Source organism: Colwellia sp. MT41 (assembly GCF_001444365.1).
Taxonomy (GTDB): Bacteria; Pseudomonadota; Gammaproteobacteria; order Enterobacterales; family Alteromonadaceae; genus Colwellia; species Colwellia marinimaniae.
In genome coordinates, this window is the sequence record NZ_CP013145.1 from 695131 (window position 1) to 713510 (window position 18380).

The 18380-nt window shown below is 40.7% G+C and carries 18 protein-coding genes; 10 read left to right on the forward strand and 8 right to left on the reverse strand.

What is annotated here, in order from left to right:
- The first annotated feature begins 50 nt into the window (after window positions 1-50).
- From tnpA to CMT41_RS02985, 3 genes are all read left to right on the forward strand, one after another.
- Complete coding sequence (gene tnpA / locus CMT41_RS19865) at window positions 51-152, forward strand: IS66 family insertion sequence element accessory protein TnpA (protein ID WP_442855065.1); 102 nt, start codon at window positions 51-53, stop codon at window positions 150-152.
- Window positions 153-275: 123 nt separating this feature from the next.
- Window positions 276-1250, forward strand: coding sequence for a transposase (locus CMT41_RS02980; protein ID WP_058026308.1), 975 nt, complete (start codon window positions 276-278; stop codon window positions 1248-1250).
- 437 nt (window positions 1251-1687) lie between these two features.
- Window positions 1688-2662 (forward strand): transposase, encoded by a 975-nt coding sequence (locus tag CMT41_RS02985; RefSeq protein ID WP_058026309.1) that lies wholly within the window; start codon window positions 1688-1690, stop codon window positions 2660-2662.
- A gap of 542 nt (window positions 2663-3204) precedes the next feature.
- Here the strand turns inward: CMT41_RS02985 and CMT41_RS02990 are convergent.
- Entirely contained in the window at window positions 3205-4146 is a 942-nt protein-coding gene (locus tag CMT41_RS02990; protein WP_058026310.1) for a 2-hydroxyacid dehydrogenase, read from the reverse strand.
- A 53-nt stretch (window positions 4147-4199) separates the two neighbouring features.
- Window positions 4200-4781, reverse strand: a complete 582-nt coding sequence (locus CMT41_RS02995; protein WP_058026311.1) for a TetR/AcrR family transcriptional regulator — start codon at window positions 4779-4781, stop codon at window positions 4200-4202.
- Between the two features lie 126 nt (window positions 4782-4907).
- Between CMT41_RS02995 and CMT41_RS03000 the strand changes: the two genes are divergently transcribed.
- Window positions 4908-5963, forward strand: coding sequence for an alkene reductase (locus tag CMT41_RS03000; RefSeq protein WP_058026312.1), 1056 nt, complete (start codon window positions 4908-4910; stop codon window positions 5961-5963).
- 166 nt (window positions 5964-6129) lie between these two features.
- Here CMT41_RS03000 and CMT41_RS03005 read toward each other — a convergent pair whose 3' ends face one another.
- Window positions 6130-7407, reverse strand: a complete 1278-nt coding sequence (locus CMT41_RS03005) for a bifunctional O-acetylhomoserine aminocarboxypropyltransferase/cysteine synthase (protein WP_057179710.1) — start codon at window positions 7405-7407, stop codon at window positions 6130-6132.
- Window positions 7408-7689: 282 nt separating this feature from the next.
- On the opposite strand from CMT41_RS03005, the gene selD reads away from it, so the two are divergent.
- Window positions 7690-8724 carry a selenide, water dikinase SelD gene (selD, locus tag CMT41_RS03010; RefSeq protein WP_157466262.1) on the forward strand — a complete coding sequence of 345 codons (1035 nt, stop codon included), beginning with the start codon at window positions 7690-7692 and terminating at the stop codon, window positions 8722-8724.
- Window positions 8724-9845 carry a tRNA 2-selenouridine(34) synthase MnmH gene (gene mnmH / locus CMT41_RS03015; protein ID WP_058026314.1) on the forward strand — a complete coding sequence of 374 codons (1122 nt, stop codon included), beginning with the start codon at window positions 8724-8726 and terminating at the stop codon, window positions 9843-9845. The genes selD and mnmH overlap by 1 nt, the downstream gene beginning before the upstream one ends.
- 34 nt (window positions 9846-9879) lie before the next feature.
- On the opposite strand, the gene CMT41_RS03020 is transcribed toward mnmH, so the two are convergent.
- Window positions 9880-10164 (reverse strand): hypothetical protein, encoded by a 285-nt coding sequence (locus CMT41_RS03020; protein ID WP_058026315.1) that lies wholly within the window; start codon window positions 10162-10164, stop codon window positions 9880-9882.
- Window positions 10165-10231: 67 nt separating this feature from the next.
- Between CMT41_RS03020 and CMT41_RS19450 the strand changes: the two genes are divergently transcribed.
- Window positions 10232-10468, forward strand: a complete 237-nt coding sequence (locus CMT41_RS19450; protein ID WP_232300004.1) for a hypothetical protein — start codon at window positions 10232-10234, stop codon at window positions 10466-10468.
- Between the two features lie 245 nt (window positions 10469-10713).
- Here the strand turns inward: CMT41_RS19450 and CMT41_RS03025 are convergent, their stop codons facing one another.
- From CMT41_RS03025 to CMT41_RS03035, 3 genes are all read right to left on the reverse strand, one after another.
- Window positions 10714-12057 (reverse strand): D-serine ammonia-lyase, encoded by a 1344-nt coding sequence (locus tag CMT41_RS03025; protein WP_058026316.1) that lies wholly within the window; start codon window positions 12055-12057, stop codon window positions 10714-10716.
- A 312-nt stretch (window positions 12058-12369) separates the two neighbouring features.
- Window positions 12370-13455, reverse strand: a complete 1086-nt coding sequence (locus CMT41_RS03030; protein ID WP_058026317.1) for a cysteine synthase A — start codon at window positions 13453-13455, stop codon at window positions 12370-12372.
- A gap of 242 nt (window positions 13456-13697) precedes the next feature.
- Window positions 13698-14342 (reverse strand): cupin domain-containing protein, encoded by a 645-nt coding sequence (locus CMT41_RS03035; RefSeq protein ID WP_058026318.1) that lies wholly within the window; start codon window positions 14340-14342, stop codon window positions 13698-13700.
- A gap of 114 nt (window positions 14343-14456) precedes the next feature.
- Here CMT41_RS03035 and CMT41_RS03040 point away from each other — a divergent pair, with 114 nt between their 5' ends.
- The 3 genes from CMT41_RS03040 to CMT41_RS03050 all read left to right on the forward strand — a co-directional run bounded on the left by CMT41_RS03040 (window position 14457) and on the right by CMT41_RS03050 (window position 17108).
- A complete protein-coding gene (locus tag CMT41_RS03040; RefSeq protein ID WP_057179717.1) occupies window positions 14457-14801 on the forward strand; it encodes a winged helix-turn-helix transcriptional regulator in 345 nt (114 codons plus the stop codon).
- A gap of 145 nt (window positions 14802-14946) precedes the next feature.
- Complete coding sequence (locus tag CMT41_RS03045; protein WP_058026319.1) at window positions 14947-15558, forward strand: 3'-5' exonuclease; 612 nt, start codon at window positions 14947-14949, stop codon at window positions 15556-15558.
- Between the two features lie 353 nt (window positions 15559-15911).
- A complete protein-coding gene (locus CMT41_RS03050; protein WP_083494194.1) occupies window positions 15912-17108 on the forward strand; it encodes an IS4 family transposase in 1197 nt (398 codons plus the stop codon).
- Between the two features lie 211 nt (window positions 17109-17319).
- On the opposite strand, the gene CMT41_RS03055 is transcribed toward CMT41_RS03050, so the two are convergent.
- Window positions 17320-18234, reverse strand: a complete 915-nt coding sequence (locus tag CMT41_RS03055) for a LysR family transcriptional regulator (RefSeq protein ID WP_058026320.1) — start codon at window positions 18232-18234, stop codon at window positions 17320-17322.
- Window positions 18235-18380 lie beyond the last annotated feature (146 nt).

Consider the following 18380-nt stretch of genomic DNA (forward strand, 5'->3'; position numbering starts at 1 on the left):
AGCGCTTGATCTCATCTAAATTATATCCTCACTTAATTTAGGAGATAAGCATGAGAATTTCACGTAGCCAAGAACAATGGCAAACCATCATTGAAGATCAACAAACCAGCGGCTTAACCATTATTGATTATTGCCAACAGCAGCAATTATGATTATATAACTATATAACAGACACCCACTCAAATAACTATATAACAGACACCCACTCAAATGGAAATAATGAGTGACTCGACTATGCTTAAATAATAATCAATAAATTTCCATTGAGAGTTATTATGGCCACGGCAAGAAAACAACAAATAAGCTTAGTTGACACGCCTTATTATCATTGTGTATCTCGTTGTGTTCGGCGGGCATATCTGTGTGGTGAAGATAAGCATACAGGACAAAGCTATGAACATAGACGTGCTTGGGTCGCCGATAAACTACAGACATTAAGTGAGGTGTTTGCGATTGATGTCTGTGCTTATGCGGTCATGAGTAATCATACCCATTTGGTATTATTTATTGATGAGCAGCAAGCGAAGTCATGGTCAATGCATGAAGTGATTAGCCGTTGGCATCGGTTATTTAAAGGTACCTTGCTAACCCAGCAATATTTACGTGGTGAGCAACTTATTGACACCTTACAACAGGTTGTAGACGAAACCGCCAAGGTTTATCGTCAGCGCCTGATGGATATCAGTTGGTTTATGCGTATTTTAAATGAAACCATTGCTAAACAAGCCAATCTTGAAGATGGGTGTACTGGCAGGTTTTGGGAAGGACGTTTTAAATCTCAAGCCTTGCTTGATGAAGCCGCGTTAATAGCTTGTATGGCTTATGTTGATTTAAACCCAATTAGAGCTTATGTAGCTAAAACCCCAGAAACATCAAACTACACCAGCATTCAACGACGGATAAAAGCAGCGGTTAAAGGAAAGCAAGCCCAACAACTACTGCCTTTTATCGGTAACCCAAGAAAGAACATGCCAACAGGTTTACCGTTTGAATTAAGTGACTATATACAATTACTTGATGTAACAGGTCGCTGTATTCGAGCCGATAAACGCGGTTATATTGACAAAGCCCAACCTGAAATATTAACCCGCTTAGGTATAAGTCACGAAAACTGGTTGGTGTTAACTACACAATTTAGGCAGTGCTTCCATGGTGCAGTGGGTAGAGCGCAAGCGCTCACGGATTTTTGTGAACATCAGCACTTAAAAAAACGAGCAACAGTGTCAATTTGCCAAAAGTTGCTTGCTTAATAATCCATATAACTCATCTAGATACATTACTCATTTAGGGCTAGTTGTGCCTTGAATTCCTGTTTTGTACATATCTGATTCATATTCTATTCGACACCATAAAAATCAAAGTAAAATTCGGCCCAATGTAAATCAGTAACGCAGATTTATTGAACTTATGTATTAATTATTTTGAGTGGGTGTCTGGTCTTTTTGTTTATAAAAATAAAAGTAAAACTCTGCACAATGTAAATCAGTAACTCAGATTTATTGAACTTAGGTATTAATTATTTTGAGTGGGTGTCTGGTCTTTTTTCTTAAGTAAATATGCCAGCTACTGTTCCATGACATAAAAGATATAGACCAAAAGTATATAGCAGACACCCACCTAAATAGAAATAATGAGCGCCATCAACTATGCTTGAATAATCATCAATAAATTCCCATTGAGAGTTATTATGGCCACGGCAAGAAAACAACAAATAAGCTTAGTTGACACGCCTTATTATCATTGTGTATCTCGTTGTGTTCGGCGGGCATATCTGTGTGGTGAAGATAAGCATACAGGACAAAGCTATGAGCATAGACGAGCCTGGGTCGCCGATAAACTGCAGGCATTAAGTGAGGTGTTTGCGATTGATGTCTGTGCGTATGCGGTCATGAGTAATCATACCCATTTGGTATTATTTATTGATGAGCAGCAAGCTAAGTCATGGTCAATGCATGAAGTGATTAGCCGTTGGCATCGGTTATTTAAAGGGACCTTGCTAACGCAACAATATTTACGCGGTGAGCCACTTATTGAGACCTTACAACAGGTTGTAAACGAAACCGCCAAGGTTTATCGTCAGCGCCTGATGGATATCAGTTGGTTTATGCGTATTTTAAATGAAACTATCGCTAAACAAGCCAATCTTGAAGATGGGTGTACTGGCAGGTTTTGGGAAGGACGTTTTAAATCTCAAGCCTTGCTTGATGAAGCCGCGTTAATAGCCTGTATGGCTTATGTTGATTTAAATCCAATTAGAGCTAAGAGTGCTAAAACCCCAGAAACATCGAACTACACCAGTATTCAGCGACGGATACAAGCAGCGGTTAAAGGAAAGCAAGCCCAACAACTACTGCCCTTTATTGGCAATCCAAGAAAGAACATGCCTACAGGTTTACCGTTTGAATTAAGTGACTATATACAATTGCTTGATTTAACCGGCCGCTGTATTCGAGCCGATAAACGCGGTTATATTGAAAAATCCCAACCTGAAATATTAACCCGCTTAGGTATAAGTCACGAAAACTGGTTGGTGTTAACTACACAATTTAGGCAGTGTTTCCATGGTGCAGTGGGTAGAGCGCAAGCACTCACGGATTTTTGTGAACATCAGCACTTAAAAAAACGAGCAACGGTGTCAATTTGCCAAAAGTTGCTTGCTTAATAATCCATATAACTCATCTAGATACATTACTCACTTAAGGCTAGTTGTGCCTTAAAATGGATGAAAACTCTGTTTTTGTGCATTTGTTTGCATACCCTCTTCGACACAATAAAAATCAAAGAAAACTCTGCTCAATGTAAATCAGAAACGTTGATTTTTGATATTATGTATTAATTATTTTGAGTGGGTGTCTGGTGTTTTAGGTGTCTGGTGTTTTAGTCGCTTAAAAAAACGAGCAACGGTGTCAATTTGCCAAAAGTTGCTTGCTAAATTAATTTGAATTCCCTCTTCGTTACCATAATACTCAAAGTTAAATTCGGCCTAATGTAAATCAGAAACGTTGATTTATTGAACTTATGTATTAATTATTTTGAGTGGGTGTCTGGTGTTTTAACTAATGTTCGGTATCTCGTTGAATATGGCAAAAAGAATAAAGGCCAGACAGCTAGAATAGAATTATTGCTGCACTCATGCAGACGTAGAGTCAAAGCTGGCTTACCTTTGTCCTGCATATGTAGGGCATTTAGCCATACTGGCCTTGACTAATATCCTCGCTGAACATCTACAGCATGGGGCATGATGTTGTTTTCACGATAGCTTATTATATTCTTAGCAATAACCTTTGCTGCCGAGTGCATATTGGTTGGTGCTGAAATATGGGGTAAGACAGTGATATTTGGGTTACTCCACATGGCATCGTTTGGTGTTAAAGGTTCATGTTCAAAGACATCGAGCACGGCATGAGCTATATGGCCAATTTCTAATAGTTTCAACAATGCTTCGCTATCAATAACCGCGCCTCGAGAGAAGTTTATCAGCTTTGCTCCTTGAGGAAGTTTACTTAATAATGCCTTATCAAGCAGGTGATAAGTCTCTGGAGTCAGCGGTAATAGATTTATTAAAATATCAGTTTTACTCAGCATTTTTTGTAAACCAGCATAGCCTAGGTAATTTTTAATACCCTTAAGCTGCTTTGGCGTTCTGCTCCAACAACTCAGGTGGTAATCTAAGTTTTTAAGGCTAGCTAAAGCGGCAATGCCAAGTGCGCCGGCCCCTAAGACACTAACTCTCAGTTCTGCGGAGGTTATACAAGGCAACTGCTGCCACTGTTTACTCACTTGCTGTTGAGCATAGTCGGCCATGTTTTTTTGCAAATATAAGGTCCAGGCCAGTACAGATTCAGCCATTGTTTTTGCCAATTGTGGGTCGTCTAACTTTACCAGCTTTATTGGCTTGTCAATGACGGCAGCGATTAACTTTTCTACCCCAGCCCATAAGCTTTGTATCCAAACTAGATTTGGGTATCTGGCCAAGTCTTTTGTATCTGGGTTGGCCACAATGGCAATGTCTATATCTTTAGCTTGAGAGTCACTGAGCTGTTCAGGTAAAAGTATGCTTTCATTGACTAATTCTTGTTTGAGTATTGCTAGCCATTGAGACTGAATATCGGCTGTAGCATCGCTGATAAAGACGATATTTTTCATAAGTTTAAAATCTCATTAAGGGCTAGGATTATCAAAATAAGGTATGACTAAAACTACTGAGAAACATCATGATAAAGCTGCTCAGCCAGTTGTTCTAATATTTTCGGCTCAGGATGAGTATGGGCAAACGTTCTTAAACCATAGATACCCATTAAAAAGTACCGTGCTAGATGATCGCAATCTTTGTCCGTGCTAATACTCTTTTCGGCTTTCGCTTGGGCAAACTTTTCCGCCAGCGCTTGTTGTAACCTAGCTAAATTAGCCGTAATTACCTGTTGAATTTCACTGTCTTGTTCTGCTATCTCATTCAAAGCCTTGGTTAATAAACAAGCCTGAGCACTATCACAGCTAATACATTCAATAACGACATTATCAAGGTATGATTTTAAATTAAGCAGAGTTAAGTTTGAGTTAGCAAAGAACTGCTCAAATTCTGTCGCTCGGTCGACACGGTATTGTTCAAGTGAAGCCAGCAATAAACCACGCTTATTTTCAAAAGCACAGTAAATAGAGCCAGGGTGTAAACCGGTGGCTTTTTTAAGCTCTTGCATACTGGTATTGGCATAACCTTTATGCATAAAAGCTTTCATGGCTGCTCTTAGTACTTTTTCTCTATCAAACTCAGCATTGCGCATTAATTTATTGTCTTCATTTTGTCGATGCCATGATTATACCTAATTTTGAACAAGCATTCAAAATAGTAGTTGAATGTTCGTTCAAATAAAGATATCTTGAATGCACATTCAAGATAGAGAAAAATCATGACCGAAAATTTATTCCAACCCTACGCGTTAAATAACAGCATTAGTTTAAACAATAAAATATTAATGGCGCCATTAACACGCTGTATGGCTGATGATAATTTAGTACCTACGCAAGCAATGGCTGACTATTACGGCCGTAGAGCCGAGGCTGGATTAATTATTTCAGAAGCGGTAATTATTCGCCCCGACGGTCAAGGTTATCCCAATACGCCAGGTTTATTTACCCAAGCGCAAATTGACGGCTGGCAAACAGTCACCACCGCAGTGCACAAAAACGGCGGTAAAATATTTGCCCAGCTTTGGCATACCGGTCGTGTGGCCCATCCGTATTTTTATGGCAAAGGCAACGATGATGCGCCAGTATTAGCGCCATCTGCCATTGGTGTCGAAGGTAGCGTACCGAGAATGCGCGAACTAAACTATAAAACGCCAAAAGCAGTGAGCCTTGATGAGATAAAATCACTGGTGCATGATTATGCGCAAGCCGCAGAAAATGCGATTAAAGCCGGATTTGATGGTGTTGAAATTCATGGTGCTAATGGCTATCTAATCGATCAATTTTTACATCATGATAGTAATCAACGCAATGATGAATACGGCGGCAGCAGTGAAAACATGATACGTTTTGCCCTAGAAGTTGTTGATGGTATTATCGCAAAAATAGGTAATGACAGAACCGCTTTAAGAGTATCACCCGGCGCCTACTTTAATATGGCGGGCGATAGTCGCGATCGTCAAGTCTTTGATCAACTGCTACCAGAGCTTGAAAAACGTGATTTGGCCTTTTTACATATTGGTATCTTTGACGATAGTATGGAGTTTGATTATTTAGGCGGCAAAGCCTCAAGTTATGTTCGAGCAAACTACAGTAAAACCTTAGTTGGTGTGGGTAGTTACACCGCAGAAACGGCGAGTGAGGCAATCAATGCTAATAAGTTTGATCTTATTGCCATTGGCAGACCCTTCATCGCCAATCCTGATTATGTTGCTAAAATCCGTAATAAGCAGCCATTAGTCAGTTATTCGGAGGAGATGTTAACCAGTTTAGTTTGATTGAATTGAACTGACTTCAATCCCGTTGAGGCTAACTTGGCCTAACTTAACTTAACCTAACTTAACTTAACTTAGCTTAAATACATTGAAAACTCGCCACTAGTGGCGAGTTTTATTGTTTAAGCTAAAAGCTATCTCAGCGCTTAGTTACGACAAGAATTAAAGACTACTTTTGGCTTAGAGTTAATGCCTGTTCAACGTCTGCAAGAATATCTTCAATATGTTCAATACCAATAGACAAGCGCACCATTTCCTTACTTACGCCGGCCTTAGCCAATTCTTCTGCGTTCAATTGTCTATGGGTTGTTGAGGCTGGGTGACAAGCTAGCGACTTAGCATCACCAATGTTAACCAGACGCACAATAAGCTGTAGAGCATCAATAAATTTAGCGCCTGCTTGTTCGCCACCTTTAATGCCAAAGCTTAAAATTCCGCTGCTGCCTTCTGGCATATATTTTTGCGCCAATTGATAATCAGGTGAGGTCTCTAAGCCAGCATAATTTACCCAGTTAACTGCACTATGCGCTGATAAATATTGTGCAACACGAAGGCAGTTAAAACAATGACGCTCCATACGCAGAGGTAAAGTTTCTAAACCTTGTAAAATAAAAAAGACATTCATCGGAGAAATGGCTGCGCCCATGCTTCTCAGCGGTACCACACGCGCTCTAGCAATAAAGGCGGCATTGCCAAAGGTTTCTGTGTAACTAACACCATGGTAAGAAGGATCTGGCTGATTCAATAGGGCAAAACGTTGCTTATGCTCATGCCAAGGAAAATTCCCTGAGTCGACAATAATACCGCCGATAGAAGTACCATGGCCACCAATGTATTTCGTTAAAGAATGCACCACAATATCGGCGCCATGTTCAAACGGGCGACACAATGCGGGGCTGGCGACGGTATTATCGACCACCAGCGGCACGCCATGTTTATGAGCGATAGCGGCCATTTTTTCTATATCGGCAATATTGCCGGAAGGGTTGCCTATGGTTTCACAAAAGACGGCTTTAGTATTTTCATCAATTAAACTTTCTAAGGCGACAAAGTCATCATGACTGGCAAAGCGCACTTCAATGCCCTGTTGTGGCAAAGTATGGGCAAACAAATTATAGGTGCCACCATATAATTTATTGATGCTGACAATATTGTCGCCTACTTTTGCCAAGGTTTGAATAGTCGCGGTAATTGCTGCCATACCTGACGCTAAAGCTAAGCTGGCAATGCCGCCTTCAAGTTCAGCAACTCTTTTCTCTAAGACCGCTTGAGTAGGATTACCAATGCGAGTATAAATATTGCCTTCAACTTTTAAATCAAATAAATCTGCACCGTGTTGGGTGTTATCAAAGGCATAACTTGTCGTTTGATAGATAGGCACAGCAACGGCCTTACTGCTTTGCTCTGGAGTATATCCAGCGTGAATAGCTATAGTTTCTTTACGCATATTTATTCCTAAGTTACTAGTTAATATAATGATTTTATTCATCATATCGAATAGCGTGTAACGAAGATAAGACCGTAATGTGATTAAGATAGTTTTTTTAGTTATAAAACTATCAATATTAGTTAAACAATATCCTATGCTTTTGAGTGGCTTGATTTAACGCTTATGCACTTGCCACTGAAGTCCGCACTTTGCATAGTAACGAAGATAAATATTAATCCACAGGTGTAACCGCGCAGTTATTACTGTAAATTAGTCTCCTGTTTCTTCATTATACCAACTATCATGACAAAAATTCGTTTGACCCAATACTCACACGGCGCAGGCTGTGGCTGTAAAATTTCACCGTCGGTACTTGATGTGATGCTAAAGTCATCACTGGTTTTGCCCGAGAATAAAGCACTTTTAGTGGGCAATAGCACCAAAGATGACGCGGCTGTTTTTGATATTGGTAATGATCAAGCAGTGATCTCAACCACTGATTTTTTTATGCCCATTGTTGATGATCCTACTGACTTTGGTAAAATTGCCGCCTGTAATGCCATTAGCGATATTTATGCTATGGGTGGAAAGCCGCTAATGGCGATAGCTATTTTGGGCTGGCCGGTAAAACTTTTAGCACCAGAAATAGCCCAACAAGTGCTTGATGGAGCACGAATTATCTGTGCTGAGGCAGGGATCCCGTTAGCGGGTGGGCATTCCATTGATGCGCCTGAGCCTATTTTTGGCTTAGCAGTTACGGGTCTGATCAATAATGCGCACATTAAGCGCAACAATACCGCAGGGGTTGGCGATCTTTTGTATTTAACTAAGCCGTTAGGTATTGGCATTATGACCACGGCTGAAAAACAAGGGAAATTGTTACCTGAGCACACACAACTAGCACCGAAACTGATGAAAACCTTAAATACTATTGGGCAAAAGTTTGCAGAACTGGATGTTGTTACGGCTATGACTGATGTCACTGGCTTTGCACTTTTAGGACACCTATTGGAAATGTGTCAAGGCAGTGATGTTGCTGCTGTTATTGATTTTGAGCAAGTACCCTGTATGGATTTCGTCAATGATTACATTGATCAAGGCTGCATACCTGGTGGCTGTGAGCGAAATTTTGACAGTTATGGCGAGCACGTTGGGCCGTTAAGCGCCAAGCAAAGAACAATTTTGTGCGATCCTCAAACCAGTGGCGGTTTACTTGTGGCAGTACAACCTCACGGCAAGGAAGAATTTGAAGCGCTATGTCGAGATAATGGCCTTAATCTACAACCTATTGGTGAGCTAGTGGCGGCAACTTCACCCACCGTGAGCTTGTTGTAATGACCATCAATATTTCAACAATAGCGCGAGCCAACAGCGCAGACTTTCGCGCTATTATCCGTAATAAAATTCCTTTAATGGATGTACGGGCGCCAATTGAATTTGAAAAGGGCGCTTTTAATCAGTCGATTAATTACCCTCTGATGACTGATGATGAACGAGCGGAAGTGGGCCTTTGTTATAAGAATAATGGCCAAGCGGCTGCTATCATTTTAGGCCATAGCTTAGTTTCAGGACAGACTAAAGCGAGTCGGCTGGCACAATGGCAAGACTTTGCTCGGGAAAACCCACAGGGCTATTTATATTGTTTTCGCGGCGGTTTACGTTCACAAACGGTACAGCGCTGGTTAAAGGAATCAGGTGTTAACTATCCACTGCTTATCGGTGGCTATAAAGCCCTGCGTCAGTTTTTACTGGACGAACTGGACAAATTAGCATTACAGCCATTGATGATTTTAGCCGGTAATACCGGCTGTGGCAAAACGCCTTTCCTAAGCCATTGTGTTAACAGTTTAGATTTGGAAGGTGCAGCGGGTCATCGAGGTTCGAGTTTTGGCGGCTTCGCTACCAGACAATCAAATCAAATAAATTTTGAAAATAAGCTAGTTGAACAATACATCACGGGTAACCATAACTCAGGGCAAACCTTGCTCTTAGAAGATGAGGGCAGGGCAATTGGCAGCATTCATTTACCGGATAGCTTAAGAAAAGCCATGGTATTAGCGCCAATAGTGGTGCTTGAAGAAAGCTTAGATTATCGACTTGAGCATATTTATCAAGAATACATCATAAAAATGACAGCCCAATACCAAGCTAAATATGGTGTTGAACAAGGCTTTGTCGCCTTTAGTCAGTATTTAGAGCAAGGCCTGTTCAAAGTACGAAAGCGCCTTGGTACCGAGCGTTACGGCCAATTAAAGGCAATACAGAGTACAGCCTTAACGCAACAGAACAATGGTCAACTGCACTATCATCTTGATTGGTTAAAACCTTTGCTCAGCGAATATTATGATCCCATGTATCAATACCAATTAGGACTCAAGGCCGAAAGAATAATTTTTCGTGGCAATAATGCCCAATGTTTATCTTTTTTGCAAAATGAACTCGTTTCGGCTCGTTAGTGCTATTTATTTTACTTCGCTTCGCTCACTGTAATCAGCGCACTGTAATCACTGCACTACTCGGCTCTGCTTGATAACGTTCAAACATGCTGGCGAGGTTTTCATATTCAGTACTAAGCTGCTTTTCTTTTAAAAATTCGGCATTATAAAGTTTACTATAAGAGCGCTCGGCCAAGTCACAGCAAAAGGTGACAATAGTTTTCCCCTGACCCATTTTTGCGGCGGCGTATAAGGCACCAGCAACATTGAGGGCGGAACTACTGCCGAGTAAGATACCGTCACGTTGGCTGAGCTCTCGGGCAACTATTAGGCCACCCATAATAACTTGAGCATATTTTCATCAATTAAGTAGACTTAATTTACCTTGATTAAGTCTAAAGATTGATGTGCCTAAGCCTCGTTCGCAACAAATTAGTTTATTGGATACGCCCTTTTACCACATTTGCAGTCGCACGGTACGAAAGGCATTTTTGTGTGGGGTAGATAAAGAGTCAGGTGTTAGTTTTGAGCATAGGCGCGTTTGGATTGAGAAACGACTATTCCAGTTATCTCAAGTGTTTGCTATCGATATCTGTGCGCATGCCGTGATGATAAACGTGGTGAAATTAACCATAAAACGGTAAATATTCTGACAAGGTTACCCATCAGTGAAGAAAATTGGTTAAAGCTCACTACAGAGTTTGAAAGTATATTTACAGGAGCCGTAGGCACAGCAGAGCATTTATGTGAATTTAGTGAACATATTGGTTTACAGCGCACACATGGTATATGCCAATGCTCAGGCTTGTTTGAATAGCGCATAGCCTTTTATGAACTATCAGCAGCGTGATGTTACAATGGGTGGCATAGTTAATGTGGTTAATGTGATTTACGACTTCACTCCTTTCTGATAATACTGCTGATATTCCTCATCAGGCACCATGCGTCCACCCGTTGCCCACGCAATATGATTAGAATTGGCCATAGCCTGGAGAGAAATTTTTTGCTGTTTAACATACTCTAAAAATTCTTGAGAGTTCTGCAAGGCAACTATACCCGCATTCGACGCCAATGCCGACGGTTCTAATTTAAGGCCTTCACTATCTTGTAACACTGTTAATAGATCATAAAGCCGCTGGTCGGCTACTGTATAGATGCCACTTAACAGCGGCTCAATAAATTTACCTACAAAACCAGATGCTCGGCCAACCGCTAAACCATCTGCACAGGTTAAACCATCGAGACCAATATCTTGAACACATACCTCATCGTGCAAGCCAGTGTGCATACCTAACAACATACAAGGTGCTGCCGTCGGCTCGGCAAAAAAGCAATGCACGTGATTACCAAACAACTGCTTTATGCCGAAGGTAATCCCACCCGGTGCACCGCCCACACCGCAAGGTAAATACACAAACAAAGGGTGTTCGGCATCCACTAAAATATTATTTTCAATCAGTTGCTTTTGCAAATGTAAGGCCGCTATGCTGTAACCCAAAAATAATTGTTGAGAATTTTCATCATCAACAAAATGACATTTTTCAGTAGCCAGTGCTTGCTTTCGGCCATGCTCAACCGCCTTACCGTAATCGCCTTCATGCTCGATCACATTGACCCCATTGCTGCGTAGAACGTCTTTTTTCCACTGTCGCGCATCCGCCGACATATGCACGCTGACCTTAAACCCTAACTTGGCGCTCATAATGCCAATACTTAAACCAAGATTCCCAGTCGAGCCGACAACAATACTGTGCTGTGCAAAAAAATCCTGAAAATCTTCGTTGGCCAAAATATTATAATCATCTTCGATTTTTAGTTTACCAGCTGCCAAGGCGATTTTTTCAGCATGAAATAAAATTTCATAAATCCCGCCGCGGGCTTTAATAGAGCCTGCAATCGGTAAATGGCTATCGCATTTTTGCCAAAGACTGCCTTGTAGCATTGCATCACTATTTTTCTGGACTGCATTTTTGAAGTCAGCTATTGCTACCAATGGGGATTCAATGATGCCACCTTGCTCGGCTGTTTCTGGAAACACCTGAGCGATGTACGGCGCAAACCTTTGTAAACGCGCAGCAGCTTGTTCGATATCGGCACGCTGTAAAGTTAATTTTTCATTACCAGACGGAGACAACAAAGGATTAATCCAAGTTAGTTCTCGCTGCCGATTTAGTTTTTCCAATAATGGGAAATTTTTAATTAATTCGGTTTTCGAAAACGCGGGACTATTCATAAACTACCTTTAAAAATTCAATTATCAATTTAGCCAATTTAGCCAATTTAGCAGATAGCTACTAAAATGGAAATAATCACAGTCTCTTTTTTATTGATGATTATGAGTGGCTGTTTGCTATTTTGTGCTTGATGCTTAAGTGAAAATAACGGCTTATGGTTATCAAGAACAAAATTCACCAGATTAAGTAGCTATATACCCTATTAATGTTTCAATTTATCCGATTATCCGTGTTTAAACGCGGATAATCGGATAAAGGGGAATAGTGAGTAAGTGCTACTTATCCAGAGTTCAGGTTATATTACTAAGCTGTCATTTATTGATATCAACCACTGCGCTAGCTGGCTCTGCTTGATAACGTTCAAACATGCTGGCGAGGTTTTCATGATTGGTACTAATCTGCTTTTCTTTTAAAAAATCGGCATTATAAAGTTTACTATAAGAGCGCTCGGCCAAGTCACAGCAAAAGGTGACAATAGTTTTCCCCTGACCCATTTTTGCGGCGGCGTATAAGGCACCAGCAACATTGAGGGCTGAGCTACTGCCGAGTAAGATACCGTCAAGTTGGCTGATCTCTCGGGAAATGGTCACCAAGTCTTGATCCGGTAACCGTATGGCCTTAGTTATCTTGGCCTGACGGAAATTTTCGACAGTACGCATAATGCCAATGCCTTCGGTAAAGGAACTACCGCTGGCTTGATACTGGCCGGTTTTTAAATAGTGGTAGATGCCTGAGCCGTGGGGATCAACCAGCCATGTTTGTAATTGCGGGTTCTGCTCTGATAAATACCTTGAGTTACCCGCTATGGTGCCGCCAGTACCAACTACCGAAACCAGGGCATCAATATGGCCTTGGGTTTGTTGCCAAATTTCTGGCCCGGTATTGAGATAATGGGCTTTACAATTACTGGTATTCTCAAACTGATCGGCCCACCAATAATCACCATGCTGTTCACCAAGGCGTTTGGCAGTATGATAAAAATGTTTTGGATCGGCAAAGGGGCAGGCATCAACGAGTAATAATGTTGCGTTATATAGCGCGATCATTTGTTCTTTTTCTTTAGCTTGTCCTCTAGGCATTACCGCTAACATGTTAAAACCATAGGCATTGGCCACGAGTGCTAAGCCAATACCGGTATTGCCGGCGGTGCCCTCGACTATGGTCATACCGTTTTTCAATTGACCACTTTCTATGGCGTCTTTTACTAACTGCAAGGCAGCTCGGTCTTTAATAGAGCCTCCTGGGTTTTGCTGCTCACACTTTAATAAAATCTCACAACCAGTTAACTCGCTCAGGCTATTGATGCGTAATAAATCGGTATTACCGATCAATTCAGTGATGTTATGGGCAATATTTTTAGTCCTATTAGCGGCAGCGGTACGGGAAAATATAGTCATAGTCGCTACAAAGTTACTCGGTGGTTATAAAAGCGTAGACCTAGCTAAGGCTAAGTCAAGCTGCTGTTATTTATAAATTTGCTCTAATATTTTAATAGTCACGACTAAAGTGTCAACAAAACTTTAAATTGATGTAAATCTATAATTGTCACTTAAAACTCGAGTACGCACGTCTCAAGAATGTACATGTTTTACTTTGAAACTACCTGCACTCAATACTATGTCCTAGTTGCACCTTAAGTTTACAGGTGACCCACCTTAACCAATATAATTGTCTCTTGTTCTACATAAGGAAAATGCTCACTTAAATGCGGACTACGAATCCAAGTGCCTGCGGGATAGCGGCCATACTCATCCATGAACTCGCCACTAATAACAAATATCTCTTCGCCGCCGAAGTGTTTGTGTGGTTGAAATCGCTCACCTTTGGGCCACTTAACCAGCGCGGTAGATTCACCTTGGAAGTTGTGCAGTGGCATAACCATTAAATTACCCATACCCGGTGACCAGCTTGTTTTAGTGGTATCAATGATTAGATGTTCATTATCACCTGATTGAAATTGGTGCAGCTTCACCAATAAGATACAACCGTCTTTACTAAATGGCGCATGACGAAAGCCATCAGGATTTCTAAAATAACTTCCCGCATGATAGTCACCGGTGTGATCAGAAAAACTGCCTGATAACACAAAGATTTCCTCACCTAGCGGATGATCATGTTCATTAAAGCTAGCGCCAGGCTCAAACTTAACTAAGCTGGTGGCATGACCTCTTTCTGCATCTTCTCTGGCTAAAGGTTTACGCCATACACCGGCGTGCGGACTAGCTAGCCAAGGTTGCTCTTGAGTATTAATAACGACTTTTTCAGTGAAGTTCATATTGAGCATGATTTTTCCTCTAATACCCATTAATTAAATAATCTACTTGGTATAATATCCTCTACTCAATACTATACCAAGTACGCACAATAGGGTTTGCTAAGCACTTTTAGGTACATCTTTATGAATAGTGAGACAATTAAATTTTCAAGAAAATCAGCACCTGAAAAGACTGCGCGTATGGTTGAAAGTATTGTTGGCTGTAAATGGTCGCTCACCGTTTATAATTTACTGAAGAATGATATTCGTCGGCCAGGCGAAATGGTAAAAAGCGTCGAAGGCTTAACCACTAAAGTGTTAAATGCTTGTTTAAAGCGCAATATAGAGTTTGCTATTGTTGAACGGGAAAGTTTTAATGAAATTCCACCTAGGGTAGAATATAGAGTAACGGCGTTAGGCGATAAATTTATCCATATACTGACTGAATTAGAAAAGCTGCAAACAGAAATAGATGACGGTAATTTGTAAGCTTTTTGATGTGCTCTTTAACTAAATAAGCTGAATTATGGTTAATAAATTTTTATCTAACTAATGATATTATTGCGCTTAGAAGAAATAAGCCGCAAAATGAAGCTCTGCACCGAACAGCCACCCTAAGTAGAAACTAATTTATATGAATGCTAATTCGCTAATAATTCTCGATTTTGAAACAACGGGTCTTTCACCCAATAATGGTGATAGAGCCATTGAAATAGGTGCGGTAAAACTTGAGAATGGTGTGGTCACCGAGCGCTTTCAAGAGCTGATGAATCCAGGACGACCAGTGAGTTATTTTATCGAAGACTATACCGGCATCACCAATGAAATGTTGAGTGATGCTGCGCCCTGTCATGAGGTAATGGCACGCTTTGCTGATTTTATTCAAGGGCAAAACCTTGTCGCCCATAATGCCTCTTTTGATAAACGTTTTTTAGACAGTGAGCTAAAACGTATATCGTCAAACTATGATGGTCAGTTCGGCTGTTCGTTATTGGTCTCGCGCCGATTATATCAAACCGCGCCTAATCATAAGTTAGGTACCTTGATTAATTATAAAGGCATAGCCTCAAAGGGCAGTTTTCATAGGGCATTATACGACGCTGAAATGACGGCCAAACTGTGGTTAGCCATGCTTGATGACATTCAACAGCAAACGAATGTTGATGAGGTACCGTTTTCTTTAGTGCAAAAATTGGCAAAAACCACTAAAGCCAATGTGGCTAAGTTATTCGCTAACTATAAATAATCGGCTGTGTTGTAGTTTAGTACTGCTGAGTAAACAAACGAGACGCGTACACGCTCTTTGACATCCTGTCACCGCGATATACCGTTCGTCCTGAACATAATCCCATCCATGGCTGACGAATCCCCATAACTTTTTAATCTTAGTTGGGTTTAATTCCCCAGCGCTGACGGTGAAAAAAGATGAGATAAACTAACTAAAGATACCCTCTCTTTTCGCAGAAAATTTCGCCTAAGCGAAACCCTTGGGCCGGGAGACTCATTAAAAAAAGCATAAAAATAGTTAAATAAGGTTAGGTGTACCCATGAATATCGGCGATTATTAAATTCTCTAAAACCCAATTGACGTCAATATTCATGAATACATCCACTATGTTACACACCTTTTTCAAAATGTCTTCTTTTAATGCTATTAATGATAAACGGAGGATCAAAGCTGTTTTAGATTGTACTGACTCACTTGCAATGGATGAAACGCTTACCCTTACAGGTTTAGGCAGAGGTATCATCAATACTAAAGCAAAAGTTAAAAACTCCATTAAACGTGTCTGTCGGCTATTAGGCAATGAAAATTTACACCAAGAGCGGATAGGTGTTTATGCTGCGATTGCTAAAGTCAGCCTCAAGAATATCAAATATCCTTTGATTATTATTGATTGGTCACCTGTAAATAGGCTAGATAAACAAATATTGCGCGCGGTGATCCCTATAGGGGGCAGAGCATTTACTCTTTATGAAGAAGTTTATCCAGAAAAACAACTTGGCACGGTTACCGCTCATAAAGATTTTTTGAATAAATTAGCGTTAGTTCTTCCTAAAAATATAACCCCAATAATTTCAACCGATGCTGGTTATAGGGTTCCGTGGTTTAAAGAAGTAGAAGCACAAGGATGGTTTTGGCTTGGCCGTTTACGAGGTAGAGTGAGTCTTCAAGTTGAAGAGCAATGGCAGAGTGTTTATGAATTATTTTCACAAGTAAAAGTCAATGAAAAAAAGCACTTAGGGACATGTTTGTTGGGAAAGACGCAAAAGCACACTTGCACAGCCGTCCTTTATAAAAAAGCCTCCAAAGGAAGGAGTACGAAAACATTAGACGGTAAAAAAAGTAGAAGAAGCGTAAGCTTAGAGTATGCTAAAGGCGGTAGAGAGCCTTGGTTGTTAGTGAGCAACATGCCTGAATTAGAGTGGCCTGCAGAGCGGATTGTCAACTTATACAATCAACGAATGCAGATAGAAGAAGGCTTTAGAGATACAAAAAATGAACGTTACGGCCTAGCACTAAATTTTTGCCGAAGTTCAAGTTTAGAACGAGTAAATATTTTACTCATGATAGCAATGCTTACCCAATTTTCATTGATATTGGTAGGAAAAATGGCTTACATAAAAGGCTACTATAAAGACTTCCAAGCTAACACGGTTAAATCTAGACGAGTACTATCTTATTTTCGATTGGGAAAGGAGTTAATCAGACGAGAACAATATCAGTTTAATGTTGCTGACATTGCTCTAGCACTAGGAGGGTTAAAGGCATGCGCGGATGCACAATTCAGATAAAGAAATGGGGATCCCTCAGCATCCATGGGGCTCTACACAAGCATCAGGACAATGTGCATCCTGCATTGTCTAATAAGGTATATCCATATACCGTCTTGCTTGTGTAGCTCGCTTTTATTACTTCTGCAATACTCTCCATAAAATCATATAGTTACAATGTAGGTACCAGTGCTATGGAAGATAGGCAATTCCCCCAGAATAGCCTATAGCTTTAGTAAGGCTTTTTGGTAGTTATTTGGCTGGTAAAATACTCTTTTAAAAAATTAAGCAATAACCTCAGTTTTTTAGAGTTAGCCGTGCCTGGCGGGAAAACCCCATAAACATTGATATCGCTTAAACTGTAATCATCAAGCACCGTTTCTAAGGTACCAGCCTTGATTTTTGGCCAAGCATCATAAGTTGGAATACGAGCTAAACCATGTCCCGCTTCAACAAATGCGGTACGCGCCGCGGCATTATTGGTACTAATAGTTCCTTTGGTGTTTACGCTGAACGAACGACTGCCTTTAGTTAGGGTTATTACCCCTGAGGTTAATTTGTAGATCACCCATTGATGATTAGTTAAATCTGCTGGCTTCGTTGGCCGCCCATATTGAAGAAAGTACTCAGGTGCAGCACAAAGACACGTTTTTAGGGTGGCGAGTTTACTTGCTTGTAAACCTGAGTCAGGCAAAGGCGCACCACGAATGGCCAAGTCGATGCCTTCTTTCATGATATTAACCACTTCATCAGTCAACATGACATCAAGCTCAATTTTTGGATAAATCTTCTTAAATTCATTGAGTGCTGGCACCACAGTCTGCAAGCCAATATTTACCGGGCAGGTAATTTTAAGTAAACCGATGGGCTCATTTTTGAAATTTTCAATTTGCTGATTGGCGGCACTGGCTTGCTCGGCAATAATGCGACAGCGTTCATAGTAGGCTTGGCCGGCTTCAGTAAGCTTGATTGAACGTGTTGAACGATTAAGCAGTTTTACTTCCAGCTGTGCTTCAAGCTTTTTTAAATGATAACTAACTACGGCTCGAGATAGCCCTAAATGTTTAGCGGCGGCGCTTAAGCTGCCTTGATCAATGACTTGAGCAAAAACGACCATACTCTTCAGTCGTTCAAATGAAACATCCATAACACTACCTAGCACTCATAAAATAACGGACAATACGATTAATTAGCTATTGTATCAATTATTAATACAATGTTGTCAGTTTTATCTGCATTGTTCATCTATGGCGGTAGTTCTATACTAGCTGCATCTCAACGAAGAAATATTCC